The following is a 24623-nucleotide window of genomic DNA, read 5'->3' as shown; positions in this document are numbered from 1 at the left end:
CTGAGTCCACTCATGCAAAAGAAATCCATCTACGTTGCCTATACCGGCGGTACCATCGGTATGCAGCGCTCCGAACACGGCTACATTCCGGTTTCCGGTCACCTGCAACGCCAGCTGGCACTGATGCCAGAGTTCCATCGTCAGGAGATGCCTGACTTCACCATCCACGAGTACCAGCCGCTGATGGACTCTTCGGATATGACGCCGGAAGACTGGCAGCACATCGCCGATGATATAAAAGCCCATTACGACGAGTACGATGGTTTTGTGATCCTGCACGGCACGGACACCATGGCGTTCACCGCCTCCGCGCTGTCATTCATGCTGGAAAATCTCAGCAAACCCGTCATCGTCACGGGTTCTCAAATTCCCCTGGCGGAGCTGCGTTCTGACGGACAAATCAATCTGCTTAATTCCCTGTACATCGCGGCCAACTTCCCAATAAACGAAGTGACGCTGTTCTTCAACAACCGCCTCTACCGCGGGAATCGTACGACTAAAGCGCATGCGGACGGCTTCGATGCCTTCGCCTCGCCTAACCTGGCTCCGCTGCTTGAGGCGGGTATCCATATTCGCCGGCTCAATACCCCAGCGGCTCCGCACGGTGAAGGTGAGCTTATCGTCCACCCGATTACGCCGCAGCCAATTGGGGTGGTAACAATTTACCCGGGTATTTCTGCTGACGTTGTCGGTAATTTCCTGCGCCAGCCGGTGAAAGCGCTGATACTTCGCTCTTACGGCGTCGGCAATGCCCCACAGCACGGCGCGTTTCTGAAAGAGCTTCAGGAGGCTTGCTCACGGGGTATCGTGGTGGTTAACCTTACCCAGTGCATGTCCGGCAAAGTGAATATGGGCGGGTATGCCACAGGGAATGCGCTGGCCCAGGCGGGCGTGATCGGCGGCTATGATATGACGGTGGAAGCCACGTTGACCAAGTTACACTACCTGCTGAGCCAGGGGCTTGATGTGCAGGCCATCCGTAAAGCAATGTCATCCAATCTGCGTGGCGAGCTGACGCCGGACGAGTAAGGAAAACGAATGAAAAAGCGCGCACTGTTACTGGTAGATTTGCAGAATGATTTCTGCGCCGGCGGCGCACTTGCCGTACCTGATGGAGACAGTGCAATTGACGTAGCAAACGCCATGATTGGGTATAGCAAAGCACGCGGTGAAATTATCGTGGCGTCGCAGGACTGGCACCCGGAAAAACATGGCAGCTTTGCCAGCGTACACGGCACCGAACCCTACACCCAGGGTGAACTGAACGGTTATCCGCAAACATGGTGGCCCGATCACTGTATCCAGAACAGTGAAGGTGCTGCCCTGCACCCGCTGCTGAATCAGGACGGTATCGACGCCCTCTTTCACAAAGGTGAAAATCCACTTATCGACAGCTACAGCGCCTTTTTTGACAATGGTCGCCGCCAGAAGACAGACCTGGATAGCTGGCTGCGTGAACGCGATATTGCCTCGCTGATTGTGCTTGGTCTGGCAACGGACTACTGCGTCAAATTTACCGTGCTGGACGCGCTGGATCTTGGTTACGAGGTTACGGTGATTACTGACGGCTGCCGTGGGGTTAATGTTTCGCCCCAGGACAGCCTGTACGCCTTCCAGGAGATGTCTGCCGCCGGCGCTACGCTGGTCACCCTCTCCGACTTCTTCTGCCACTAAGCCTCAGGGCGCTTTCGCGCCCAACGACTTTTCGACATTGCTCTCATTTTGGATTTAAATTTCTGGTCCTCCAATGAGAGCGCTCTCATAATAAACCTGCTTACTTATTCAGCGCTTAAGCTGATTTTCAACCTGCTCATTCGCCCGGTCGGGCGCGGGCAGGTTTTCCAGTATTGTCCGTCAAAGAGGTTTAACTATGAAATTTACCCGCAGATTGCTGCCGCTGCTGGCAGTGATGCAACTCGTCTGGTCCAGTTCTGCGCTGGCAGAAAACTATCTGTCCGTCGGGTATTTTAACGGCGGTGGCGACGTCACCGCAGGCCCAGGGGGCGACATCGACAAGCTTGATGTCCGCCAGATTACGCATCTTAACTATTCGTTTGGCCTGATCTATAACGACGAAAAAGGCGAAACTAACGCCGCCTTAAAAGACGCCGCTAAACTCCATCAGATTTGGCTATCGCCCAAAGTCATGTCCGATCTGCAAAAAGTGCCGCAGCTTCGTCAACAGAATCCACAGCTGAAGGTTTTGCTTTCCGTCGGCGGCTGGGGCGCGCGTGGTTTCTCCGGTACGGCCGCAAGCCCTGAGAGCCGTGCGGTGTTTATCAAATCGGCACAGGACGTTATTCAGCAGTATGGCCTTGATGGTATCGACCTTGACTGGGAATACCCGATTAACGGCGCATGGGGACTGGTGGATGCGACAAAAGCTGACCGGGATAACTTCACCGCCCTGCTCAACGAGCTGCGTCAGGCGTTGGGCAAAGAGAAGCTGCTGACCATTGCGGTCGGGGCAAACGTACAAAGCCCGAAAGAGTGGGTCGACGTCAAAGCCATTGCACCCGCGCTGGACTACATCAACCTGATGACCTACGACATGGCGTACGGCACACAGTATTTCAACGCCAATCTGTATGATTCCAAAACCTGGCCGACCGTCGCTGCGGCGGATAAATACAGCGCGGACTTCGTCGTCAATAATTACCTGGCGGCGGGTCTGAAGCCATCGCAGATGAACCTGGGCATTGGCTTCTATGGTCGCGTACCTAAACGAGCGACTGAGCCTGGCATCGACTGGGATAAAGCAGATGCGGCGAAACATCCGGTCACCCAGCCTTACTTCGGCGCGCCAGAAAGAGCCGTCTTCTCTTCATTCGGGCTGGATCTCACTAAGGACAGCTACTTTAAGTACAACGATATCGTCAGTAAATTGCTCAACGATCCGCAGAAAAGGTTTACCGAACGCTGGGATGACGACGCAAAAGTCCCCTACCTGACGATGAAGTCTGCCGATGGCAAAGATCTGTTTGCCATCTCCTATGAGAATCCGAAGTCGGTGGCTATCAAAGGCGAGTACATCAAGAGTAAAGGGTTAGGCGGCGCGATGTTCTGGGAATACGGTGCAGACGATAACAACCAGCTGGCGAAGCAGCTTGCTGAAACGCTGGGGATCAAGACGAAACACTGAGGACAATTTCTCCCCTCTCTCGTTCGGGAGAGGGGTCAAACGTTGGGTGGAAAAGCGCGGGCGTTTTCCACTAGCGCAACGCTACAGCTTTACCGTCACAATTGGCGCAGGCTCAATGCCGAAATCCGCCTTCAGCTGCTGCTTGCTTTTCGTTACGATATTGCCATCGGTGCCGATCGTCATATGCTGCGGTTCGCTGTTATGGCGAGTCTGCCACAGCATCACCAGCTGCATGCTGTTCTCTTTTTGCTCCGGCGTCAGCGCCACGCCGTCCGGCCATTTGCCCGTTTCAACGGCGGTCATCAGCCGCTGATAAACTTCCGGGGTCATTGTGGCCAACATTTCGTCCAGATTCATCATTGCTTACATTTCCTGTGGAATAATTTGCTGAATCGATTTTTCAACCTTTCGTTTGCTCACCGTTTTCATCATCAGTAAAGCTCAAAGAAGCGGAATTTACGCAGTAACGCTCGCCCGCAGGCTGCGGACCATCAGGGAAAACGTGGCCCAGGTGTGCTTCACAGCTGCCGCAGCGAATCTCGATGCGCTCCATACCGTGGGAAAAATCTTTGATATAGCTGATGGCCGTATCGCTCACTGGTTCATAGAAGCTTGGCCAGCCGCAGCCCGAGTCATATTTGGACTCTGACATGAACAGCGGGACATCGCAGACCAGGCAATGATAGACGCCATTGCGCTTATTGTGCAGCAGCCTCCCGGAAAACGGGGGTTCAGTACCGTGTTTCTGAGTGACGTAGAACTGCATCTCATTAAGATTTTCTTTTGCTGAATCAGGAGGTAAGTGGTTAGCCATATGCGTACGTCTCGTGCGGTGGGTGCTGTTACTGATAACATCCTGATTCTAACAAAAAATTAACAACATCGCGCGGTTTTTTGATCTAAACTTAGCCCTGAATTTATGGCCCGGCACCAGATGTGATCGCAGTCACACTTTTGTTCCTGGTGTCCTTTAAAATTGATCAAACCGCCCCCACGTGCTTATCAGCTCAAAGGGAAATGTGGAGTGGAATTATCGTACAATTGCTGCTGTCAGGATTGATTTGTCGCAATGATTGACACGATTCCGCTTGACGCTGCGTAAGGTTTTTGTAATTTTACAGCCAACCTTTTATTCACTAACAAATAGCTGGTGGAATATATGACTATCAAAGTAGGTATCAACGGTTTTGGCCGTATCGGCCGTATTGTTTTCCGTGCTGCTCAGGAACGTTCTGACATCGAAATCGTTGCAATCAACGACCTGTTAGACGCAGACTACATGGCTTACATGCTGAAGTACGACTCCACTCACGGTCGTTTCAACGGTACTGTAGAAGTGAAAGACGGCCACCTGGTTGTTAACGGCAAAACTATCCGTGTTACCGCAGAGCGTGACCCGGCTAACCTGAAGTGGAACGAAGTCAACGTTGACGTTGTTGCAGAAGCAACTGGTCTGTTCCTGACTGACGAAACTGCTCGTAAGCACATCACTGCTGGCGCTAAGAAAGTTGTTCTGACTGGTCCTTCTAAAGACAAAACGCCAATGTTCGTTAAAGGCGCTAACTTCGATAAATACGAAGGTCAGGACATCGTTTCTAACGCATCTTGCACCACTAACTGCCTGGCTCCACTGGCTAAAGTTATCAACGACAACTTCGGTATCGTTGAAGGCCTGATGACCACCGTTCACGCAACTACCGCAACGCAGAAAACTGTTGATGGCCCGTCTCACAAAGACTGGCGTGGCGGCCGTGGCGCGGCTCAGAACATCATCCCTTCTTCTACCGGTGCTGCTAAAGCTGTAGGCGTTGTACTGCCAGAGCTGAACGGTAAAATCACTGGTATGGCGTTCCGCGTTCCTACTCCAAACGTGTCTGTTGTTGACCTGACCGTTCGTCTGGAAAAAGGCGCGTCTTACGAAGAAATCAAGAAAGCAATCAAAGCGGCTTCTGAAGGCCCAATGAAAGGCGTTCTGGGTTATACCGAAGACGACGTTGTATCCACTGATTTCAACGGCGAAATCTGTACTTCCGTGTTCGATGCTAAAGCTGGTATCGCACTGAACGACAACTTCGTGAAACTGGTTTCCTGGTACGACAACGAAACTGGCTACTCAAACAAAGTACTGGACCTGATTGCCCACATCTCTAAATAATTGAGATGAGCAGTTGATTCCATAAGGGCGACCATCACGGTCGCCTTTTTTTTCGCTTTCGATATATAGGTTGAGTCAATGATTACTAAAATTTTTGCCCTTCCGGTTATTGAACAAATCACACCGGTTCTCTCCCTTCGCAAGCAGGACGAGCTGGACGTGATTGTTGTCGACCATCCACAGGTTCGCGCATCCGTGGCTTTGCAGGGAGCACACCTGCTCTCCTGGCAACCTGCTGGCGAAGAAGAAGTGCTGTGGCTGAGCGATATTACCCCGTTTAAACACGGTAAGGCCCTGCGCGGCGGCGTGCCGATTTGCTGGCCGTGGTTTGGCCCGGCCGCTCAGAAAGATCTGCCTGCTCACGGCTTTGCTCGAAACCTGCCGTGGACGCTGAGCGCCCATAACGAAGATGAAAGCGGCGTGTCGCTGACCTTTGAGCTGCAAAACAGCGAAGAGAGCCGCAAGCTGTGGCCACACGACTTCACGCTGTATGCGCGCTTCAAGCTGGGCAAAACCTGCGAGATGGAGCTGGAAGCACACGGCGAGTTCGAAACGACCGCCGCACTGCACACCTATTTCACCGTCGGCGATATCGCTGATGTGAAAGTCAGCGGCCTTGGCAAACCTTATATCGATAAAGTGCTGGATGGTGCGAAGGGTGAGCTAACCGACGGCGTCCAGACCTTCCCTGACCGTACCGATCGCCTCTATGCTGCGGCTGACGATTGCAGCGTGATCCACGACGGTAGCCTGAAGCGCACCATCGAAGTGATTCATCACCATCAAAGCGACGTGGTTGGCTGGAATCCAGGCCCTGCGCTGTCTGCGTCCATGGGCGATATGCCTGATGAAGGTTATAAGACCTTTGTTTGCGTGGAGACTGCATGTGTGACAACGTCACAAAAAGCGTCTGCCGACAAACCTTCGCGTCTGGCGGCAACTTTACGCGTCACGAAAAAGAGCTAAACCATCTCTAAAGGCGTTTTACGGCCAGGCGCCGGGAACGCCTTTTCCATCACGGCTATGTCATCTTTGCTAAGCTCAACGGCCAGCGCCGCGGCATTTTCCTGCACGTGACTCACGCTACCCGCTTTCGGAATCGCCATGACACCTTGATGGCTAATCACCCAGGCTAACAATAGCTGTGCCACACTCACGCCCTTCTCCGCCGCCAGCTCGTTGAGCTGAGGGTGATTAAATAAGCCGTTACGCAGGCGTCCAGCCTGAGCCAGCGGGCAATAGGCCATAACCGGAATTGCGTGCTGCTGACACCACGGCAGTAAATCATGCTCGATACCGCGTGAAGCCAGATGATAGAGCAGCTGATTAGTCGCGCACTCCTCCCCGCCCTCAATGCTCAGCAATTCCTGCATATCGTCAGCGTCCAGATTTGAAACGCCCCAGCGGCGAATTTTGCCCTGCTGCTTCAGCGTTTCCATTACGGCTATGGTTTCTGCAAACGGAATATCGCCGCGCCAGTGGAGCAGATAGAGATCGAGGAAGTCAGTCTTCAGGCGTTTAAGGCTTGCCTCGCAAGCTGCAATCGCCCGCTGTCCACCCGCGTTCCAGGGATAGACTTTTGATACCAGAAAAACCTCGTCGCGACGATTAGCGATGGCTTCGCCCACCACAAGCTCGGCGCCGCCATCAGCATACATCTCCGCCGTGTCGATAAGCCGCAGGCCCAGGTCAATGCCCGTTTGCAGTGCGCGGACTTCAGCCGCACGCTTTTCCGAGCTTTCGCCCATATACCACGTGCCCTGCCCGATAGCGGGTAGTGCCTGAGCGTGTGAGAATTGAATTTGCTTTGTCATGACGCCTCCTTAATGCGGTTGCCCCACCATAATGCAAACGGGGCGCAAGCGCCCCGGTATGATGCACAAATTGCACCATCAAAAACTGTAGGTTATTCCGGTCAGCAATACGCCGGTCCACTGCCTGTCGATAATCGGGCTGTCGTTAACTTCGTCAGACAGACGGATATAGCGGCCCATACCGAACACGTTCCAGTCGTCGGTCAGCTTATAGTTCACCGACAGCTCGACGTACGGCGACCAGCCGTTACCCGGGTCGTAAGAGCTTACGCCGCTACGGCTGGATTCCTTCTTACTGACGCCATAGTAATACTCGTTCTGGTTTTCGCTGCTCCACTGCACACCGATGCCCGGCGTAAGCGTCAGGCGATCGGCGTTGTAGCGGTACAGCCATGCGGTATCCCAGTTGATCCCGTTGCTGTTATCCAGCACGTCCCCGGCCAGTACGGTACGCAGAAAACCGTATTCGGTATTATGTACGTAGGACAGACCGGCCATCATCGTCGCTTTACGACTATCCAGCGCGCGCAGGTTACGATAGTTACTGTCTTTCGGTCTGAAGTGCAGCGGGTCGTAGTAGATAACCGCAGAGAGTTTGTCGGTTTTGTCATTCCACAGGTAGTAGCCCGCGTTAAAACCGCGCAGATAGAAGTCTTCCCCTTCATAACCAATCATCGGTACCGGGTAAACACGGTCCTGATCGCCTTTATAGGGGTTTGGGGTGACCAGAACGGCCGCACCGAGTGACCACGGGCCTTCGGCATGGGCTGCCGGAAAAGATGAGGCAATTAAAGCCCCTAATGCCAGAATTTTGAATTTGCTCACAATCCATTAAGTCCTTTAACCAAATAATCAGCGCTGGCAGTGTAACCGCCCCCGCTGCGTATCCAAAATTTTTTACCGACCTTAGTTAACATTCAAACAACATACCATCACGGACGAGCATGACGACAGGTTGTCAGTTTTGTGACGTCCGTATGAAAGCGCTTAGCCACCGCGCAGATTTATTTGGATGAGTTATTGATATGTCATTGAAATTGGGCAGTGACCGTATGCAAGTTTTGCAAATGCCATCTACGCTTTATTGAAGAAGGTGAATTCCTCTGACGACAGTCCCGTGAGCACCACGACAGAGAAGTTGGCATAAGGGTTGCTGTACTCAGAATACGTCTTCCGGGAGCCCCCATTACTATTACCTTCGGCTCTCTAACCTGTGCTAAAAACGAAAGGACGCATATCTCAATCAATGGGAACATTCAAAAATTCGTGAAAAATCTAGTTTTCCTTTTTTTAGAGTTTCTTTTTCTTGAGAAAATAATACTAATTATCAAATATTTGCACCGTCATAATCAACCGTAACCACCTCACACACGACGTTCGTACCATTCCATTCGTCACGGTAAATCGACGTATCAACCCCACAACCCGGTTCAAACGACCATCCAGTACTATCAACAAATTTTTTGTACTTCTGTGACTCTCTACGCTCATAGCAATGTACGCCGCTGTACTGAAACCCTGCTGAACCTTGCGGTACTATCCATACGCCATAGGATGAAAATGTACTGGCATGTTCAATCACCTTGTACTCAAATTCACTGCCCTTATAACGGCCTGTATACGCCTCTGACGTGTTGATCTTACCGAATGGTGGATTGCCATAGGCAACACGATAGAATCGATCTGGTGAGTACTGAAGAGCGTCACCACATATCCATTCAGCTTCTGGAAGTACCTTCTTCCCAATCATTACGTACTCTGGATTCAGTTCAACACATGTAATATGCGTTGGCTTATTCCTTAAGTACTGGTAGTAGCTAAGGCGACCAATCCCGGCACATAGTTCGATACAGTCACCACTACACCCAGCATCAAGAATGAAATCCCACGCTAGCATTTCGGGAGTGAAGAAAGCACCGGTAGCACCGATACCGTCACCTTTGTAGTTATTGAAGATGAATTCTTTATCATCTTGAGTCAGTTGTTTATCTGAGTAGACTAGATCCATCACCTGTATGTGTAATCCTGATTCCTTTTTTGTAATTCTTGCCATAAAAAATACCCGCATACGTTAATATGCAGGTATTTATAAAAATCAGCATAAAATCAGAGATCGCTAAAAATATGTTTGGAAATGAATATCTTTGATATCAAATATGTAAAATCATCCCCTTCAATAATCTCACCTAGATAATCAATTAACTCTGCCACTGCACTTTCGCTAGGCACTAACAAATAATTAATATCTTTCAAGGAGAAATAAAGGCGTGAACTATCTGATTTCCACAATTTTTCATTAGCTTTAATTTTCCATTCAATATCAACATCATCAATTACTTTTGCTGGAATTATTTTTTCTTTGATATCGGGAACATATCGCCATTCATTTTCATTAGCAAACCTATAATTTTTAGTCACCTCTCCTTTTCTTTCAAGTTCCCCTTCGTAATTTTTCATGTATCGCATAACATTCAAGAAATTTCTATACCTTAATTTTGCTACTTTATGATCATCATATAAATCAATTTCTCTTAGCTCTCTACTCATACCTTTAAGCTGTTCGTTAAAATATGTAAACATAGTACAATTACTATTCAAATAGCTTACTGGATTTAGACCCTTCTCAATAGCCCAACGTTTTTTTAAACCTAGCCCAAAGTATCCATACTTACGAGTGTGTTCATACAAATGTGATAACCTTATATCGCAAAAAGAAACCATCGGGATGCCAAATCGACGTCGGGATTTTGGGCCAATAATAACCTCTTTAGCATAAGATGCTCTAAAATACCCTGAACTTAAAATATTTTGGAGTGAGTCAATTTCGTCTGTAAAATGAAATATTGTACTTGGATACAGACTTCTTTCAATATGATGCAGCTCAGCCTTCGGTTTAATTATCATAAAAATCTTCTTAAGTATTTAACTCCCACCAATCAATATTATCAGTACTTTCCATATCTCATCAAGTGGAACAATGGGGAGTACTACACCACACAGGGCCAGTACTGGCACAATGACATAGTTCCATAGAATGATGAACGTCAGTACCCATCCTAAGCCCTGTCGCCAAGTGAAGCCCTTACGCGTTTCTTCAAGTGTGATCTGGTTCTGTTCATGGCTGTTCTGTGCGTCCAGCTCTTGCTTACTTTGTTCTTTCTTCTGGAAGAAACCTACTCCAGTTTTGATTAAATCAATTATCATTCCAATCATTCAATGATCCCCACGCAATACACCCAAAAGTGTTTTCCCTTAACGAATAGTTTTTTATGTTCGATTACGTACACATCCATCTGGTCACCTTGTAGTGACCATGTAAGTACTGAATCGTCCGTTATATTTTGTTTTTTCTCATAGCAAACATTCATAAAATGCTCGATATTAATCTGTTTACTCTTTAGTATCTTCTTGAACTTATTACCAAGAAAGCATTTATGAATAGGCTTACTATTAGCCTCTGGTGTATTACCATCAAGTTTAATTTCACTGGTTAGTTCACCATAATGTTCATCAAAATTCATCTTGTTACCTTGAATGTTCCTTGTATACCACTCATTACTAAAATCACACCATCATTCACTTCCTGATAGAAATCATAAATTAGTTTACGGCGTTTGCTTTCCCGTAGACCGATTACACGCTTTTGTTTTTTCTTTTGAGTAGTATCTATTAATCGTTCTTTTCCGTTCTTACCTTTGACAATCTTGTATCGCCCACTTGATAAATTCTTTTTCAGACCACTAATGTTACCCTGCTTCGTTAGTCTTGCTTTTGAAGTCGGTACAAATTTATCAATGGCTTTTTGTTCAGCCAATACACCATATAAGTACTGTGCCTGAACATCTTTGACCATGATTGTAGCTGTAACCCCACTACCCCGTTTTTTATAAAAGAATAGAATTGATCGTTGAGTGAAAGGTACTGCACCTTTGTCTACGGCATTGTTCATATCTGCCTGTACTTTCATAGATAATACTCTTGAACGCTTAATGATTTCATCTTGGAACTGTTTACCTAACTTCGTTCCTGTTGTTTGTATATAGTTCGTGGCGTTATCTATACCCGTTATTCTTGTCATGTATTTACCTCACACTCAACATATCAATTAGATCTTGCAGTACTTTAAATAAATCTAGACGGTTCTTTGGTAATCGTGCTTTACACATAATTGCTTTATTCAAACAGTCGGGATGTAAACCAAAATAGCTAATCAATGCTGTTTCTAAAATCGTTGCTTCTGCGTCAGATTTAACACAGTACAAAATCTTTTTAGTGTATGGCATTCCGGCATCAATCATTTCATTAACGCACTTACTACTACCCGTATAATCAGGCCAGTTCGATTCAACTGAAGTAGACATTAAGTACTTTATGTCGCGTACTTTTTTATAGATTTGCTTCTTACCGAAATAGTACTCGCCAGTATCTGGAAACTGAATAATGTAGATGAATGAAACGTAATCCCCATCAGTGACTTCTGACATATTCCACATATCAGTATCGAACATCTCCCATGCTTTATTAATTCTCACAATAAATATCCCTATATAGATTTATTATAGGTATTTATTAATGAGTAATTTAAAAGACAGATTAAAAGAATATGAAGGTACTATCGCTTATCAAACCAAAATAGGCACTTTCAAAGATGGCAAATTTTGGACATATAAAGATAGTTTGGGCTTCCCAACTATTGGATATGGAAGATTACTAACACATGGTGAGTCATACCCAAATGGCATTACTGAAGCTGAAGCAGATGAACTACTGGATCATGACATTATGATCGCACAGCATAACCTTGATACTTTAGATATATGGCTTCCATCAGACTGGCGTGACTTCATGGTTATTATGATGTTCCAGTTAGGTTTAAGCGGGGTACATAAATTCAAAAAGATGTTAGCAGCCCTTAAAATCAAAGATTATCCTGAAGCCATCAGACAGGCCAAAGATTCATTATGGTATAAACAAACACCTAATCGTGTTGATGCAATGATTGCAGTACTAACCAACAAATAACAAAAAGGCGATAGCATTATGTACTATCGCCTTTCTTCTTATTGTTTCTGTTCAAGAATGGTAATGATTTTTTCAATTTTCACATCCAGATCATGAATCTGGTTTTCAAGTTTAGTTAAAGCATCACGCATCTTATTCTGATCAGCTTCGATACGCACCATACTACTTTCCTGTACTGCCTGTTTCGTTTCAAGTTCTGAAACACGTGTAAGTAGTCCATCAGTATCTTTTGTATTGTCGCGGAATATTGTGTATAGCAGAACACAACCAGAAATAATAAGAGCTAAGATTGTACCGATGTCCATATTGTCTCGCTTATTATTATTCTTATAATGATATTTATTGTTAATATCCGGTGAAAGTAGCTAAAGCGATTTGAAAGCCATTGTTACCCATTGCCTGACGATATGTTTTCTGGTTCTTTGAAACGTACTGCAAGCTGAATAAAGTACTGCTATTACGTCGAATAACTATTCCCGAATAACCGATTGTTTCCCCGTCATCACTTAAGTTACCCGGACATTGTGACCAGCAAAACCAGGGATTAGCAACAGGGCTTGTTACTGTGATTGCAGTACTCAAATCCGTAGCAGCAGGTACAGTTAAGAAACCTTGTATACGGGGCATGGTAGCCGCCGATGCAGCAGACCATATCAAAGTACCAGAAGCATTAAACACATCGAGATAACCAGACGTAGGCGTTGCAGTGTGCGTACTCGTCATAAATCGCCCTATCCCCGGCTGAAACAACTCAGCACCGGGAAAACACCAGCCACCATCTTTCTGTATCTGAAACCAGTACTGCGTAGTGTTCCTGTTCACGATAGTTGCAAGTGGCAAGAAACCAAGAGCACCACCATTACCAAAAGCACACGTAAAGCCAGTGTAGTACCCCTGATCAGTCAGTGTACCCATTGCCTTAACAGCACCTGTGAGAATTGACTTGTTAGTACTGTCAATCGTCAGAGCACCCGCAGAATTATAAACTTCAAAACCTGACATATTACACCGTCCACTTATATACGTTGAAACTATACGTACCAGCAAACGGTGATCCCGTTGGTAGATAAATGATAGTCATTGAACCATTATTACAAATAACAGACCACTCATTAAAAACATCCGTAGATGGTGCGTAATAGGCAATCCACCCTGTTGTTTTCATTCCGGGTACGGTAACAGTATAACTTGATGCAGTAGTAGCAGTAATTGAGTAAGTACCCATGTACCGCATATTATAATCACCGAGATCTACTACTAATACCCCTGCACTATTCCAGCATTGTAATCCTTGTGCCATTTTAAATCCTTTAAGTTATAGGGGAAGTTATCCCCTTATTGTTTATTACCACAAGCCCATACGTACACGTAACACATTATTATTATCATAGATTTGAATGATGTTATTACTGATAACCATACGACCAGTACCGCCACTACCATTAATCAAAATGGTTCCGGCTTTATTGATTTGCCAGCCTGTAGAGTTAGCAACATAGTTAGTTGATTGAATAGTACTGGCTATCTTCGCCGTAGTAATGGTTGCATCAGCGATTTTAGCCGTATTCACGCTTAAGTTAGCTATCTTCGCGTTTGTAATCGCGGCATCAGCAATATAACCAGTACCGATACTCGCCGCCTGAATCATTGCGGTTTTCAGATAAGTAGTACCATTCACGATAGCAAACGGTGCAGTACCGCCCACGGTCGCCGCACTGCTTCCACTAACGATAAATTTATCCGCAGCAAAATAGATAGCACTGTTGTTACTTGTTCCCTGAGAAGCAACTAGCCGGATGCCTGCAACTGTACCATTGGCATTTACGGATAGAGAGTACTGGCTGTTTACTGTGCTTGCAGTTGCCTTTGTGCTCATCTGTTGGTTAACGGTAGCTATCTGCCCGTTCACATCACTACGTAGCTGTGTGACGGCCTGTGATTGTGCTGTGTTGTTAGTTGCTACTGTCTGTGTAAGCGTACCGATACTTGCCGTGTTCCCGTCTACGGTGTTTTTCAATGTATCAACACGGGTATTGGTGTACTCGTTCGATTCATTGACGGAGTTTTCTAACGTCTCTGTTAGTCGGTCATCGAGATCAAGAATACCGTTTATCGCATCTGCATCCTCTTCAGTGAACTGGTATTTGCTGTTAATACTAATCGTCTGCTCTGGACAGTACTGAATATTGTCCGTGCCGAATACATCAAAGAATCCCATCTTAACCTTATATTCACCATCAACGATGTTTGGTACTGAATCGAATTCAGGTGCATAACTGGTAAACAATCGGCTGGTATTCCCGTTAACAATACTGATAACAGCACCAGCATAATCACGTTCAGTTGATTGTGTCCATGAAGCAAATAAATTACCAAAACCACCAGTGAATGATACGCCTTGTACTAATCCACATTGTTTGTTTTCTACTGTAATTTTCACTTCCTGTGAATACGTTCCATCATTAAATCCCTGTGCGATAATACCAATAGTTGGTTTACGTACTTTTAAACGATTCATCGCAAGAGCGAAATTGAAACTATTACTTTGCGTATAGAAAGTATCTACAAGGGTTGTACCGTTATAGATTTTAATGATGTAGTACTTAAAGTAATCAGAAAATGAGCGACCATTAACGATTAAGTTCTTCTGTGAATCCCATGCAATATTAAAATCAGGTGCATCGGTCACTAAAGCTGATTCAGTACGATTTGCCAGTACTACGCCAGTTACGGAAGGTAAAGCAAAGTTATAAGTCGGTACTATCCCGTTAAGGGTTACACGCTGTGAAACAAGACCAAGATTGTTATACGCCTCTACCCCAAAGTCATAGCTTGCAGTGTCAGACAATCCGAACAATTCATAATCAAGTTTCTGTACGCCCGTTTGCCCCGCATATGTCCATGTACTGGCACTGTGAAGTTTGTAGTAAACATAATAGCCCCGTAGGTACGGATCTTCTGAAGCCGTCCAGGTCAAATCAATGATAGAACCGCTGGTAGTGTTGCCCTTACGTACTGCCTGTAGATTCGTTGGTGCCTTAACAGTAAGTTCAGGGAAGTTAATCACACCACCCGGCGACCATATGCCCGGATCTACACCGTCATACATCTGGTCAGGGGCTTCCACACAGGTTAGCGTTACATAGCCTACGTTCTCTTGATCGGTGGCTATGTCCTTGTTCAGTACTTTAAATTTATCTGAGATATTCAATTCGGCATTACTGACATTGATAGCATCCCATACCTTGAGATCCCATCCTTCGGACGTGGTAAAGCTGATAGTACGTAAAGCATACTTTGCCTTGAGTACATCAATGTTTGCCATCTTAGCGATGACATCAGGATCATATGACCAACTGTAATCACGACTGAGTGCGATTACCTGCCCGTCTTGCCGAACGGCTTCATCAACGGTGATATCTGAAGGTATACGTACTACATCCGTGGTGTACATTGATTCAGGGTTAGTGAATTTGCAATCAACCACATTGAAGTAGTCAGTCCCGCCACTGGTTGAAATCTGTACCGCACCGACCATGTTAGATTCATTAAATGACGCTACTGACACTGTTTTACGGTCTGTCGTAATACAAATCTGTCCGGCGTGAACATACATAATACCGCCAAATGATTGACAGATATTTTCTATGTTTTCTTTATAGCTTGATTGATAACTGATAGCACCATTCGCGTAGTACTCGAAAGCATCACAATAGGCTGCCGTTTCTTTGAAGGTATCAAGATTAACTAATGCGGGATCAATACCCATCCCATACGTCATATTTGTTAAGTAATCATAAATAATTGACGGTGGATTACTACTTGCTTTAATACTGCCATCCACCAAATCAAAAATACGTTGCCCTTTCATTTCAACGGTCAAAGCAAACTGATCATTAACGAGAATGTTATTTTCTAATGATTTCTGTGTTTTCTTGATAACCGTACTGATACTAACAATGCCTTTACCAAGAAATTTATCAGTCCATTTTGGCCCTGCATATCCAGTAGCTAACGTTTTAGTACTGGTATAATCACCACCAAAGCGTACTTCTAATTGCAGAAATTCCTGATACTTTGCCGCAATACTGGCTTTCGGTACTATGCCATCTTGTGTAACTGGTACGGCTAAGACTGGTTCGTTATCGATATAAATCTGGAGAATATTCTTTTCAGTACCCGCATATGCTACAGCCTGTTCTGAAAAGAGATATTGAGAATCACTATTCGGTACGTTGTACCATGACACAATTGAACCTGTCAGTACGTATGAACCGCCTGATACCCCGTTTTTATGCGGTAACTCACCACCATAGATAACAGGTAATCCCGTCGTCGGAGAAGTACTACGGCTTAGTGAGTCCGACACATCCCCATAACCACTTACGCCTATTTGCCCCAACATTGATGTAGCCACCAGTGAAGCAGCTCCCGCAGCAGCACCCCAACCGATAGCAGCCAGTGCTGTACCGCCAGTAAAGTAAACGGCTGCCGCGACAATTACCGCAGTTATGATAGCTCCAAAGAAGCCCCCTAAACTCTTACCCATTGTGTTTCCTTACTCTATAAAATGTTCCCTTCGTTGGTTTCGGATGAAGTTCAAAACCATCATGGTTTTCATTCACTCCAAGTACTCGACCTGATACAACCACTGCCATAATTAAAGGGTTATCAGGATCTAGCCATATATCACCGTCTATAACGACCTGTACGGGGTTACAGTACTGTTCAACTATCTCCCCTGTATGATTCCATCCTTCAGCCTTTAGACCTGCTATACCTTCCTGTACGCTTGTATATTCACGATTTGCTAATTGCGTTGTACCATTAATTAAATCAATAATACGTAATACAATAATATTGCAATCGTTATCACCGAATCGATACGGGTTATCAATGGCGTACTGAATGACATTCATAATTTCATTGTGTAGGTTTTTCATTATTTGTATTTCCAGTTTTGATTTTGATTAACTTGCCCTAACAGACTAAAGTACTCATCACCTTTGTAGTAAGATTGATATACTGAGTTAGCAGCAATTAAGGCTGGCTGCCGGTCTAGCTTTTTATATACACTGTTAACGTATATCGTCATTTCGTTAGTTTTCTGATTTGGGTCTGCTACTGCCTGAACGTAATCAATGAATCCTGAGAACATAAGCATTGAATCGATTACAGTACTGTCATATGGATTCAAGATTACTAATTTGATATTCATCTGAGCATCTTTAAGAAATCCACCTAATGCAAGAGCACGTACTGATTGAATCACATTACTTACTTTGAAGTTGATAGCATCATTCGTGATGCCCTTTTGTTCTGAATAGGAAGGATGTGAACCACTGATAATATCGGGGAAACTAATATATTGATAACCATCCAAATTGATATCTATAAGTGAATCAGTCCAGTGAAATCCATTTGTGCCTTTTGGCAGTACATCAAAGCAAGTTACCTGTACACCCAAGCTCATTACATCCATTAATGTTAATCGTGTTTTCGTCGTACCTTTAACTAACTTCCAGTACTTCAATAGATTGGCATTAGTAAAAACTGCATCATTCATTATGTAATATTCTCCGTTGCCTTAAATGTTATATTCATTATGTTACCGACTGGTAATGTATATTCATTATCAGGGTCCAGTACTGCTTCGATCATCAGATTGTTATATTTAATAATCTCGCTTGCCTGTACTGTATTTTGTAAGACAGGAAAAATAGTAATTGATGTACTGGTGCGTTCTATAATGCGATAGATTTTATTGTGGTTAGTAAATTGAATCCATTCACCTACCGCTAGAGAATTATTACTGGTATTGATTACCCTGTTGCCTTTGTTAACAAGTGCAGTACTGGTTAACGATCCCGTTTGTGTGCCTCTGTACGTACTCAACAATCCAAGAGAAAAAGTAAAAGGCTTACCCTGTGAGTACTGAGCAAGGAAGTTTTGAACCTCGCCAACACTGACAGGATTGAAACTTAACTGAAACTGAATCTCATAGTATTGAATACCCGTACTTCTCATGATACGTTGGCCCGTCCATGTCTGATTTGAATAGACAGGTTCAGTACTTTTAATCTGGAAGTTTGTTATTTTTATTTGATTTGAAAAGGATGCCATTTTGATACCTCTAAGATCTTATTATCGTATTTATATTAAACCACCCGTAGTTAGATTTTTTTGCAATTTAAACTGGCAGGCTGCATCTGTAATAATGGCAATGCTATTGTTCATCGCCCAATTAGGTTGCAACGCTTATGACAAAATACGAGATAGCTCTGATCAGACCTTTAAACTGAGAGTTATATTTCTGAGTGAGATCAATAATAACCTCTTAGCTCTGTCAACAGGTGGCGATGAATCTTATGCTCTTGGTACAGTAGATATTTGTATTCCTCTTCCTGAAGATGACAAAGAAGCAGTTGATAAAATGACATTCGTCGCGACTAATCTTCACGATGAAGTTTATTATTCACAATTAGATAAGTTATCGTTCTTGCCAAAAGATGAATTAAACTCTGTAGTAAAAAGTTATCATTCCCTCACACGATTAAGAACACTTTCTTTGGAATTGACATTTATTAAACCACTACCTAATAATAAAGTTAAAATTCTACGAAGTGAGTACAACAATCTTTATAACTCTCTTATTGCTCTTTCATCTAAGTTTGAAAATGAGACTAAAAGCCCTTGAGAAGATAGATTTTAAGTATTACGTCTCTGACTGCTTCTTACTGCCTGTGTCACGCTGTTGGCGTGTTTCTTCAACATCTCATTGAATTTCTTGTCATCACCTGCAACGTCACCCTGAATGATTAAGGGAGCGTTAACGGTGATGTCACCAGCAGTACTACCGCCTTTGTCCTGAGTATCAAGGAATTTAGTCAGTTTCTTGTTGGCTTCTGGCTGTACGACACGCTCACCGGCTTTCAGTACGAATGATTTATTATCATACCCGGCTGGTAGCTCATCTACGCCACCGTGGAACTGCCCCGCATCAGCACCTTTTGCAGTACTGATAATGCTCAATCCAAGAGAGGCTACCTGTGCATAGTTCGCAAGGTTTTGAGGCCACGGCGTAGCAAGTGCCTGTGCAAGTGCGGATTGAATGCTTAGTACTGTCTGAGCTATCGTGATCCCACGTGAAACCATGAATGCCGCTTCGGCTGCACCCGACGATTCACCAAATGCAGCCACCATCGCCCCACTAAGGTTTTGTGCAGTATCTGAGAAGATTGTGAGCTGTTGCTGTGCGTTCTGGTTACTGATATCAATGGCCTGAGCATTGTACTTTGCTGTTATCTGAGCCTTACGCTTTTCGTAGTCTTCATGACCTTTCAACAGTAAATCATTCTGTGCTAATTCAGCATTCATCGCGTCCTGATTATCATTCAAGCGTTGATCCGTATCATCATAAGCAAATGGATTACCACCATTGATACGCTGATTTTGCTGTTGTGATAAGTACACCTTCTGCTGATCATTTAGCAATCCAGAACCAATTAGAGAATTAGTATCTTTAAGACCTTGATTTGGATCTGAATAGCCAACCATAGAATTAATTAGATCAGTACGTTGTTTAGCACCGGAAGTATTAGCATTCTTTAGCATTTCATCAGGATTAATACCGAGTACCTTAGCTGAATCAGCAATCGTTTTAAGAAGTGCCTTTTGCTGTCTGTCAAACTGCTGTAGGCGTATTTTAAAACCATCTTCCCCAACCTGAGCAAGAGCAGTTTCTAAATTACGTTGAGCCTGTAGGCGTTTTGCATCGGCCTGCTTTTGGGCTTGTTCTGCTTGCTTACGTAGCTGATCGGCTTTCTTCTGTGCATCTTCACGCTGTTTGCCCTGATCTACCCAACCACCTTTAGGGGCTGTCACTGTAGCAATATCATTCTGAAAGTTGTTCACCAGACCTTCAAGATTCTTTTTAGCGTCGGCGTACTGGTTCCCCTTGCCGTTATCCATAGAGCCAGTATGAAGGGCTGCACCTTGATAGTTTAACGCCCCCGCCATGCGTAGCTTCTCCCAGATATCTAACATATCCTGTAGACTACCTTTGGATTCCTTTATACGTTGGTTAAGATCCTCAAATAATCCCGCCTCATGTGGCTTTTGATTGGCGGCATCATATACACCGTTCATTGCATCAACTAAAGGTGAAAGACCATCGGCGATAGTACCTTTGATATTAGTGGTTAGCTTAGTTAGATTCTTATCAAATTCGGCGTACTTTTCGGCTGCCTCATTAGTAACATCGGCATTCTGTTGCTGGATATATGCAGTTGCATCTGCTTCATTATTGAACTGCTGTAAAGTACTAATCATATGAGATGAATCACTTGCTAATGTTTCCATTACGTTGACAATTTCACCCTGAGATTTACCCGCGTCACGCATAGCATAAAACGTATGAATAACGGCTTTCATACCGCCATCAGTTTGTTTCAAGTACTTGTTATAGTCCTGTAGATTCAGGCCAAACTCTTTTAAATCATCAGACACGCCACCGCCAGCACGAAAGGCATCACCGAGTTTATCTAAAGTATCCTTGTTAAAGTCTCCAAACTTATCCATTTCAAGACCAAGACCACTAAACGCCGATGATAGCTGTTGTAGCTGTACTACTGATAGACCTGTACTTTTACTGATTTCATTCATCTCGCGAACATACTCACGTGAAGACTGTACCAGTGCAGCAAGTCCACCAATACCAATAGCCGCAGCACCTGCAAGGCCAGTCATAGCAGTACTGAACCCGCCAGCCATCCCACTAAAGCGGCCTGTGAACTCTTCAACTACACCGCCAGCCTTACCACCAAATTCTTCTACTGCTTCAGTACCTTGCTGTAAAGCACGCTGTAAGCCACCGGAATCACCGTCAATTTCTACACGGATTACATTATTCTTTGCCATTCTGTTTCTTCCCTAAAACTTGAGTCTTAATTAACTCTCCTATTGATTTAATATCACTGGATTGTTTATCTTTTGATTTCTCTTTCCGTTCCTGTTCTTTTTCAGCAGTAGTTTTAGTACTGTCACCGAGTACATCCAGAAAATCGAAATCAGCTATTTTTATACTTTTTCTTGCTGCTGGTGTTAAGTTACCATTACTGATAGTAGTGTAATAACACTGGTACGCATGTTTCATCATTTCGATCTGAATACCGGACGGTTCAATAAAAGTATCGTAGATCATTAGCATATTGAGTACTTCAGGATCTAAGCTAAAGTACTCTTCTGGTGATAAGCCTCTTTTGTTAACCATCTTACAAAAGTACTTTAATTCGATATCACCTCTTACTTTTTTTCTACTTCATCCGTAGGATTTGAATCATTTACAAGTTTGATAATTGCTGCATAGATTTCATTTTGAATGACAAAATCAATACTGTTTACATTAATGCGTCCATCAATATCTTCGTCTGAAAAGATAGGATCACCATTTTCATCTTTCGCACATAGGATTAGTGTTTGTGCGACATCAGTACATTTTGCAAAGTCTCTACCATTTGGACGATGAATATAGATAGTTTCACCGGCTATTTCGTATGGTTGTAGTACTGGCTGTAGTTTCTTCATAAGCTGGTTTAAGTTCATTTGTTTCTCCAATAAAAAAGGGAAAGTACAATACCTTCCCTTTATTTATTTTTTATTCACCAGTATCAGTAGTGATTAGACCTGAATCGATAGCAGCCCCATCTACAGCAATTGTAAATGTCTTAGTCACTACTTCGTCTTTGTCACCACCGATGGTAGTACTTGAGACAAAGCATGTATAAATCACATAGAAGCCATTCTCTTTAGTAGCATCTTCAAAATAACTTAGTTTGATTTGGCAACGTTTTTGATCATCTGCCAGTTGTTCTAATTTTTGGTGTACTGTGTTATCTGCAAGATAGTTAACCGCAAGTGAAATATCAGGGATAGATTTAGTACCCAATAGTTTACGGTCATATGCTGAGTTAAATGTTTTAACACTAATTACAGTACTTTCAAAACCAGAAGTAGTGAAGGTATTCACCTCTGGTACTTCTGCAAAATCAGTAGCAACGGTAGAACCCGCAGAACCTACCTCTACAGTAATATTAGCACCAGAAAAAATATCCATAGCCATAGTTTTTATATCCTTATATAAGTTTAATCGGGCAACGTCCTGTCACCCTTTTATATTTATTTATTATCGATTAGTGATTGTACCAATACTTTAAGATCATCAATTTGTGATTGTTGAACCTGCATATTTAAGTTAAGCTCTTTAATGGCCTCTACGAATAATGCGGAAAGAGCGTTATAATCTAATGTAAGAAGATTATCTACTATATTACCTTCTGCATCCATCCCCGTACCACCGCCATCACGTACTACGCTGGGCATAACCTTCTGAACATCCTGTGCAAGTAATCCTCCTGTGACAAAGGTATTATTAGCATCGAAAGTAAGTGTATATGATTCATATCCCTGCAATTTTATTAATTTACTTAGTGCATGTTCCATTACCACTCGTTCAGTTTTAATTCGTGCATCCGAAGTCGGTGTAAATGCCGGAGCACTCATAAATTTGTTAGAAACGAAACGATCTGTTTTTAATTGGACAGCTGTCCCGTAAATATATGATGACCAGGTTACATCATCCAGGCCATTCGATCCGCGGCCCAAATACCACTGATTTATCCCATCATCTGTACTGAGAATATAACTACCCCCTTTCCCTGTACTATCATGACGAATGAAATCACCCGCTGACCGCTTCGAAACGAAGTTATAACTCTGTACGGTTCCACCCGATGTTATTGCGTTTGATATATTAATGTTACTGGTGTAAATATCGCCAGGGAAATTTGTTGAACCGTCATTAAAGAACTGCCAGTATTTGTTCGAACCATCAGTACCTGAAGTATGCAAAACAGAGGCAGATCGATCATTTGCATACGCTTCAAAATAAAACCGACCTTGACCTCTTAGTTGACCCGATGTGTTAGAAAGATTTGAAACTAGCTGCCCACCAGAAGCAGTACTATCACTTAGTACATTGGTAGTAACGCGTCCAAAACTAACTAATTGTGTTTCACCTAGTCCTAAATTAGTTCGTGCAGATTGTATATCTGCACCGCCAGTACCGCCATTGTCTATCGATACAATTCCAGTAACGTTACTTGCGGTCCCCGAGACATTGCCCTGAATTGTATTTGTGAAAGTTTGAGCACCATCCCATGTATTGGTAGCGTTAAGCAAAGGTACTGTACCGCCAGATGTGCCAACATTTGCAGTCGCAGCAGTGCCTAGTCCAAGATTTGCTCTTGCCGCCGCTGCTGTAGCCGCACCAGTGCCGCCACTCGTTAGGGGTAATGCAGTAGAAAGGGTTAAGGTCGATAACGTCGCCTGGCCGCCTGTGATTGCGACAGCGTTAGCGTTCTGTACTGCAAGGGAACCTAAACCGAGATTAGTACGGGAAGTGACAATATTATTAAGGTCTGCAAGATTACTTGCGATCTTTAGCTGTGCGTCATTAGTAACGTTACCTAAACCAACATCGGCTTTAGTTACTGTCACATTGGATGATAATGCATGACCGTTTACTGTAATTGTTTTAGGAACAAAATCTGTATTAACATGAGTAGTTAATGTATTAATTGAATTATTAACCTCATCAATATCGCTATCTATTTGTTCTTTCGAATACACATTCAGATTAGTACGAGCAATTTCATTATCAGCAAGGTCAGAAAGGTTATTACTGATCGCTAACTGTGCATCGTCGGTAACGGAACCAAGACCAATATCATCTTTAGAAAGTACTACATCATGGCTGAGTACTTGCCCGTTAATCGTTCTGGTGTCCGGTACGCTTCCTGTATCTGAACTTGTCAGTACTACATCGTCGGATAGCTCATGACCATTTACGGTACGCTCTACGGGTACAGAACCTGTATCAGTACTGGTTAATGTAATGTCTGCCGTTAGTGCTTTACCGTTGACGGTTCGCGTGAGAGGAACATAACGTGCGTCCATCTGTGTAGCCGTGTAGATACGAGTCCATGCCGTAGTAGCGTTTTTTGCGAATAGACTTAGTGTGCCTGTTTTTGTCATCGCAAATTCAGCAACGCTCGAACCATCAACAAGCCCTATGCCCATCATGTCGGCCCCAGCAGGATTACCCTGTTGTGTTGACGGTACTTTGATAAAGCTGTTACCCGTTGGTGTGACTGGTGCGTACTGTGGTATACCAGTAGTGTTAGCACCTACGCCGTAATCCCCCTGATAGACAGGAAGAAGTGCAGCCATTGTCATTACACGGGCAACTACATCAGCAGGTGTGAAGGTATAGGATTTGGTAACTACCTGATCCTTATCGCCGGATAATTGAGTATGAAGTGGTTTACTGAATTTGGCCACCTGAACAGAGGTGATATGCTCACCTCAGAACAATACAGGTGCACCAATGAAACGAAGAAATTTTAGTCCTGAATTCAAACGTGAATCCGCT

At 44.2% G+C, this 24623-nt stretch carries 29 protein-coding genes; 7 read left to right on the top strand and 22 right to left on the bottom strand.

The genetic code is table 11. The features are described from left to right. Positions 1 to 12 precede the first annotated feature (12 nt). From ansA to chiD, 3 genes are all read left to right on the top strand, one after another. The gene (ansA, locus tag HYQ67_RS09750; protein WP_202303500.1) at positions 13 to 1029 is read left to right on the top strand and encodes an asparaginase; all 1017 of its coding nucleotides are present in this window, start codon (positions 13 to 15) and stop codon (positions 1027 to 1029) included. A gap of 9 nt (positions 1030 to 1038) precedes the next feature. Continuing rightward, positions 1039 to 1674: a bifunctional nicotinamidase/pyrazinamidase gene (pncA, locus tag HYQ67_RS09745; protein WP_202303499.1), complete on the top strand. Its 636-nt coding sequence runs from the start codon at positions 1039 to 1041 to the stop codon at positions 1672 to 1674. A gap of 196 nt (positions 1675 to 1870) precedes the next feature. Beyond that, positions 1871 to 3142 carry a chitinase ChiD gene (gene chiD, locus HYQ67_RS09740; RefSeq protein WP_202303498.1) on the top strand — a complete coding sequence of 424 codons (1272 nt, stop codon included), beginning with the start codon at positions 1871 to 1873 and terminating at the stop codon, positions 3140 to 3142. An 81-nt stretch (positions 3143 to 3223) separates the two neighbouring features. Here chiD and HYQ67_RS09735 read toward each other — a convergent pair whose 3' ends face one another. Together HYQ67_RS09735 and msrB are read right to left on the bottom strand one after the other, a co-directional pair. Beyond that, positions 3224 to 3499, bottom strand: a complete 276-nt coding sequence (locus tag HYQ67_RS09735; protein WP_202303683.1) for a YeaC family protein — start codon at positions 3497 to 3499, stop codon at positions 3224 to 3226. Positions 3500 to 3542: 43 nt separating this feature from the next. Then, entirely contained in the window at positions 3543 to 3956 is a 414-nt protein-coding gene (msrB, locus tag HYQ67_RS09730; protein ID WP_202303497.1) for a peptide-methionine (R)-S-oxide reductase MsrB, read from the bottom strand. A gap of 345 nt (positions 3957 to 4301) precedes the next feature. Between msrB and gapA the strand changes: the two genes are divergently transcribed. Then, positions 4302 to 5297, top strand: a complete 996-nt coding sequence (gene gapA, locus HYQ67_RS09725) for a glyceraldehyde-3-phosphate dehydrogenase (protein WP_202303496.1) — start codon at positions 4302 to 4304, stop codon at positions 5295 to 5297. Positions 5298 to 5375: 78 nt separating this feature from the next. Then, positions 5376 to 6263: a D-hexose-6-phosphate mutarotase gene (locus HYQ67_RS09720; protein ID WP_202303495.1), complete on the top strand. Its 888-nt coding sequence runs from the start codon at positions 5376 to 5378 to the stop codon at positions 6261 to 6263. Here HYQ67_RS09720 and HYQ67_RS09715 read toward each other — a convergent pair. From HYQ67_RS09715 to HYQ67_RS09680, 8 genes are all read right to left on the bottom strand, one after another. Beyond that, positions 6260 to 7111 (bottom strand): aldo/keto reductase, encoded by an 852-nt coding sequence (locus tag HYQ67_RS09715; protein WP_202303494.1) that lies wholly within the window; start codon positions 7109 to 7111, stop codon positions 6260 to 6262. The genes HYQ67_RS09720 and HYQ67_RS09715 overlap by 4 nt on opposite strands. A 78-nt stretch (positions 7112 to 7189) precedes the next feature. Beyond that, complete coding sequence (locus HYQ67_RS09710) at positions 7190 to 7936, bottom strand: MipA/OmpV family protein (protein ID WP_202303493.1); 747 nt, start codon at positions 7934 to 7936, stop codon at positions 7190 to 7192. A gap of 502 nt (positions 7937 to 8438) precedes the next feature. Continuing rightward, positions 8439 to 9164, bottom strand: a complete 726-nt coding sequence (locus HYQ67_RS09705) for a class I SAM-dependent methyltransferase (RefSeq protein ID WP_202303492.1) — start codon at positions 9162 to 9164, stop codon at positions 8439 to 8441. Between the two features lie 53 nt (positions 9165 to 9217). Further along, on the bottom strand, positions 9218 to 10015 hold the full coding sequence (locus HYQ67_RS09700; RefSeq protein WP_202303491.1) for an abortive infection system antitoxin AbiGi family protein: 798 nt from the start codon (positions 10013 to 10015) through the stop codon (positions 9218 to 9220). 18 nt (positions 10016 to 10033) lie between these two features. Next, on the bottom strand, positions 10034 to 10324 hold the full coding sequence (locus HYQ67_RS09695; protein WP_000579857.1) for a hypothetical protein: 291 nt from the start codon (positions 10322 to 10324) through the stop codon (positions 10034 to 10036). Continuing rightward, on the bottom strand, positions 10321 to 10632 hold the full coding sequence (locus HYQ67_RS09690) for a hypothetical protein (RefSeq protein WP_202303490.1): 312 nt from the start codon (positions 10630 to 10632) through the stop codon (positions 10321 to 10323). The genes HYQ67_RS09695 and HYQ67_RS09690 overlap by 4 nt, the downstream gene beginning before the upstream one ends. Then, the gene (locus tag HYQ67_RS09685; RefSeq protein WP_202303489.1) at positions 10629 to 11189 is read right to left on the bottom strand and encodes a hypothetical protein; all 561 of its coding nucleotides are present in this window, start codon (positions 11187 to 11189) and stop codon (positions 10629 to 10631) included. Before HYQ67_RS09685 ends, HYQ67_RS09690 begins: the two co-directional genes overlap by 4 nt. A 4-nt stretch (positions 11190 to 11193) precedes the next feature. After that, on the bottom strand, positions 11194 to 11643 hold the full coding sequence (locus HYQ67_RS09680; protein ID WP_202303488.1) for a GIY-YIG nuclease family protein: 450 nt from the start codon (positions 11641 to 11643) through the stop codon (positions 11194 to 11196). 40 nt (positions 11644 to 11683) lie between these two features. On the opposite strand from HYQ67_RS09680, the gene HYQ67_RS09675 reads away from it, so the two are divergent. Continuing rightward, on the top strand, positions 11684 to 12133 hold the full coding sequence (locus HYQ67_RS09675) for a glycoside hydrolase family protein (protein ID WP_202303487.1): 450 nt from the start codon (positions 11684 to 11686) through the stop codon (positions 12131 to 12133). Between the two features lie 38 nt (positions 12134 to 12171). Here the strand turns inward: HYQ67_RS09675 and HYQ67_RS09670 are convergent, their stop codons facing one another. Genes HYQ67_RS09670 through HYQ67_RS09640 form a run of 7 tightly spaced genes read right to left on the bottom strand, consistent with a single transcriptional unit; the run spans position 12172 to position 18256 of the window. After that, a complete protein-coding gene (locus tag HYQ67_RS09670; RefSeq protein WP_061349461.1) occupies positions 12172 to 12438 on the bottom strand; it encodes a hypothetical protein in 267 nt (88 codons plus the stop codon). Positions 12439 to 12478: 40 nt separating this feature from the next. Next, positions 12479 to 13135, bottom strand: a complete 657-nt coding sequence (locus tag HYQ67_RS09665; protein WP_202303486.1) for a hypothetical protein — start codon at positions 13133 to 13135, stop codon at positions 12479 to 12481. A 1-nt stretch (position 13136) separates the two neighbouring features. Further along, positions 13137 to 13433, bottom strand: a complete 297-nt coding sequence (locus tag HYQ67_RS09660; RefSeq protein WP_072134409.1) for a hypothetical protein — start codon at positions 13431 to 13433, stop codon at positions 13137 to 13139. A 45-nt stretch (positions 13434 to 13478) separates the two neighbouring features. Continuing rightward, complete coding sequence (locus HYQ67_RS09655) at positions 13479 to 16682, bottom strand: phage tail tip fiber protein (protein ID WP_237391178.1); 3204 nt, start codon at positions 16680 to 16682, stop codon at positions 13479 to 13481. Further along, positions 16675 to 17076 (bottom strand): DUF6950 family protein, encoded by a 402-nt coding sequence (locus tag HYQ67_RS09650; protein WP_202303485.1) that lies wholly within the window; start codon positions 17074 to 17076, stop codon positions 16675 to 16677. The genes HYQ67_RS09655 and HYQ67_RS09650 overlap by 8 nt, the downstream gene beginning before the upstream one ends. Then, a complete protein-coding gene (locus HYQ67_RS09645; RefSeq protein ID WP_202303484.1) occupies positions 17076 to 17699 on the bottom strand; it encodes a DUF2163 domain-containing protein in 624 nt (207 codons plus the stop codon). The genes HYQ67_RS09650 and HYQ67_RS09645 overlap by 1 nt, the downstream gene beginning before the upstream one ends. Continuing rightward, positions 17699 to 18256 carry a hypothetical protein gene (locus HYQ67_RS09640; RefSeq protein ID WP_202303483.1) on the bottom strand — a complete coding sequence of 186 codons (558 nt, stop codon included), beginning with the start codon at positions 18254 to 18256 and terminating at the stop codon, positions 17699 to 17701. The genes HYQ67_RS09645 and HYQ67_RS09640 overlap by 1 nt, the downstream gene beginning before the upstream one ends. Positions 18257 to 18350: 94 nt before the next feature. On the opposite strand from HYQ67_RS09640, the gene HYQ67_RS09635 reads away from it, so the two are divergent. Further along, positions 18351 to 18830: a hypothetical protein gene (locus tag HYQ67_RS09635; protein ID WP_202303482.1), complete on the top strand. Its 480-nt coding sequence runs from the start codon at positions 18351 to 18353 to the stop codon at positions 18828 to 18830. An 11-nt stretch (positions 18831 to 18841) separates the two neighbouring features. Here the strand turns inward: HYQ67_RS09635 and HYQ67_RS09630 are convergent, their stop codons facing one another. Genes HYQ67_RS09630 through HYQ67_RS09610 form a run of 5 tightly spaced genes read right to left on the bottom strand, consistent with a single transcriptional unit; the run spans position 18842 to position 24421 of the window. Next, a complete protein-coding gene (locus HYQ67_RS09630; RefSeq protein WP_202303481.1) occupies positions 18842 to 21052 on the bottom strand; it encodes a hypothetical protein in 2211 nt (736 codons plus the stop codon). Then, positions 21039 to 21404, bottom strand: coding sequence for a hypothetical protein (locus tag HYQ67_RS09625; RefSeq protein ID WP_237391177.1), 366 nt, complete (start codon positions 21402 to 21404; stop codon positions 21039 to 21041). The genes HYQ67_RS09630 and HYQ67_RS09625 overlap by 14 nt, the downstream gene beginning before the upstream one ends. A gap of 32 nt (positions 21405 to 21436) precedes the next feature. After that, the gene (locus HYQ67_RS09620; protein WP_202303480.1) at positions 21437 to 21736 is read right to left on the bottom strand and encodes a hypothetical protein; all 300 of its coding nucleotides are present in this window, start codon (positions 21734 to 21736) and stop codon (positions 21437 to 21439) included. Positions 21737 to 21788: 52 nt separating this feature from the next. Next, positions 21789 to 22253, bottom strand: coding sequence for a phage tail tube protein (locus HYQ67_RS09615; protein WP_202303479.1), 465 nt, complete (start codon positions 22251 to 22253; stop codon positions 21789 to 21791). Between the two features lie 56 nt (positions 22254 to 22309). Further along, on the bottom strand, positions 22310 to 24421 hold the full coding sequence (locus HYQ67_RS09610) for a tail fiber domain-containing protein (protein WP_202303478.1): 2112 nt from the start codon (positions 24419 to 24421) through the stop codon (positions 22310 to 22312). Between the last annotated feature and the right edge of the window lie 202 nt (positions 24422 to 24623).

Origin of the sequence: Dryocola clanedunensis subsp. sulfonylureivorans (assembly GCF_016756775.1) — a bacterium.
Lineage (GTDB): Bacteria > Pseudomonadota > Gammaproteobacteria > Enterobacterales > Enterobacteriaceae > Dryocola > Dryocola clanedunensis.
This window is presented reverse-complemented; position numbering and strand designations above follow the sequence as displayed.

What these genes read in the sequence shown, in the direction of transcription:
- HYQ67_RS09615 (WP_202303479.1), bottom strand. Translation starts at nt 22,253, where the DNA reads ATGGCTATGGATATTTTTTCTGGTGCTAATATTACTGTAGAGGTAGGT.
- HYQ67_RS09635 (WP_202303482.1), top strand. Translation starts at nt 18,351, where the DNA reads ATGGCAATGCTATTGTTCATCGCCCAATTAGGTTGCAACGCTTATGAC.
- ansA (WP_202303500.1), top strand. Translation starts at nt 13, where the DNA reads ATGCAAAAGAAATCCATCTACGTTGCCTATACCGGCGGTACCATCGGT.
- gapA (WP_202303496.1), top strand. Translation starts at nt 4,302, where the DNA reads ATGACTATCAAAGTAGGTATCAACGGTTTTGGCCGTATCGGCCGTATT.
- HYQ67_RS09630 (WP_202303481.1), bottom strand. Translation starts at nt 21,052, where the DNA reads ATGGCAAAGAATAATGTAATCCGTGTAGAAATTGACGGTGATTCCGGT.
- HYQ67_RS09675 (WP_202303487.1), top strand. Translation starts at nt 11,684, where the DNA reads ATGAGTAATTTAAAAGACAGATTAAAAGAATATGAAGGTACTATCGCT.
- HYQ67_RS09610 (WP_202303478.1), bottom strand. Translation starts at nt 24,421, where the DNA reads ATGGCTGCACTTCTTCCTGTCTATCAGGGGGATTACGGCGTAGGTGCT.
- HYQ67_RS09690 (WP_202303490.1), bottom strand. Translation starts at nt 10,632, where the DNA reads ATGAATTTTGATGAACATTATGGTGAACTAACCAGTGAAATTAAACTT.
- HYQ67_RS09705 (WP_202303492.1), bottom strand. Translation starts at nt 9,164, where the DNA reads ATGGCAAGAATTACAAAAAAGGAATCAGGATTACACATACAGGTGATG.
- HYQ67_RS09720 (WP_202303495.1), top strand. Translation starts at nt 5,376, where the DNA reads ATGATTACTAAAATTTTTGCCCTTCCGGTTATTGAACAAATCACACCG.
- pncA (WP_202303499.1), top strand. Translation starts at nt 1,039, where the DNA reads ATGAAAAAGCGCGCACTGTTACTGGTAGATTTGCAGAATGATTTCTGC.
- HYQ67_RS09650 (WP_202303485.1), bottom strand. Translation starts at nt 17,076, where the DNA reads ATGAAAAACCTACACAATGAAATTATGAATGTCATTCAGTACGCCATT.
- HYQ67_RS09625 (WP_237391177.1), bottom strand. Translation starts at nt 21,404, where the DNA reads ATGGTTAACAAAAGAGGCTTATCACCAGAAGAGTACTTTAGCTTAGAT.
- HYQ67_RS09665 (WP_202303486.1), bottom strand. Translation starts at nt 13,135, where the DNA reads ATGTCAGGTTTTGAAGTTTATAATTCTGCGGGTGCTCTGACGATTGAC.
- HYQ67_RS09685 (WP_202303489.1), bottom strand. Translation starts at nt 11,189, where the DNA reads ATGACAAGAATAACGGGTATAGATAACGCCACGAACTATATACAAACA.
- chiD (WP_202303498.1), top strand. Translation starts at nt 1,871, where the DNA reads ATGAAATTTACCCGCAGATTGCTGCCGCTGCTGGCAGTGATGCAACTC.
- HYQ67_RS09735 (WP_202303683.1), bottom strand. Translation starts at nt 3,499, where the DNA reads ATGAATCTGGACGAAATGTTGGCCACAATGACCCCGGAAGTTTATCAG.
- HYQ67_RS09620 (WP_202303480.1), bottom strand. Translation starts at nt 21,736, where the DNA reads ATGAACTTAAACCAGCTTATGAAGAAACTACAGCCAGTACTACAACCA.
- HYQ67_RS09695 (WP_000579857.1), bottom strand. Translation starts at nt 10,324, where the DNA reads ATGATTGGAATGATAATTGATTTAATCAAAACTGGAGTAGGTTTCTTC.
- HYQ67_RS09700 (WP_202303491.1), bottom strand. Translation starts at nt 10,015, where the DNA reads ATGATAATTAAACCGAAGGCTGAGCTGCATCATATTGAAAGAAGTCTG.
- HYQ67_RS09645 (WP_202303484.1), bottom strand. Translation starts at nt 17,699, where the DNA reads ATGAATGATGCAGTTTTTACTAATGCCAATCTATTGAAGTACTGGAAG.
- HYQ67_RS09715 (WP_202303494.1), bottom strand. Translation starts at nt 7,111, where the DNA reads ATGACAAAGCAAATTCAATTCTCACACGCTCAGGCACTACCCGCTATC.
- HYQ67_RS09670 (WP_061349461.1), bottom strand. Translation starts at nt 12,438, where the DNA reads ATGGACATCGGTACAATCTTAGCTCTTATTATTTCTGGTTGTGTTCTG.
- HYQ67_RS09655 (WP_237391178.1), bottom strand. Translation starts at nt 16,682, where the DNA reads ATGGGTAAGAGTTTAGGGGGCTTCTTTGGAGCTATCATAACTGCGGTA.
- HYQ67_RS09640 (WP_202303483.1), bottom strand. Translation starts at nt 18,256, where the DNA reads ATGGCATCCTTTTCAAATCAAATAAAAATAACAAACTTCCAGATTAAA.
- msrB (WP_202303497.1), bottom strand. Translation starts at nt 3,956, where the DNA reads ATGGCTAACCACTTACCTCCTGATTCAGCAAAAGAAAATCTTAATGAG.
- HYQ67_RS09660 (WP_072134409.1), bottom strand. Translation starts at nt 13,433, where the DNA reads ATGGCACAAGGATTACAATGCTGGAATAGTGCAGGGGTATTAGTAGTA.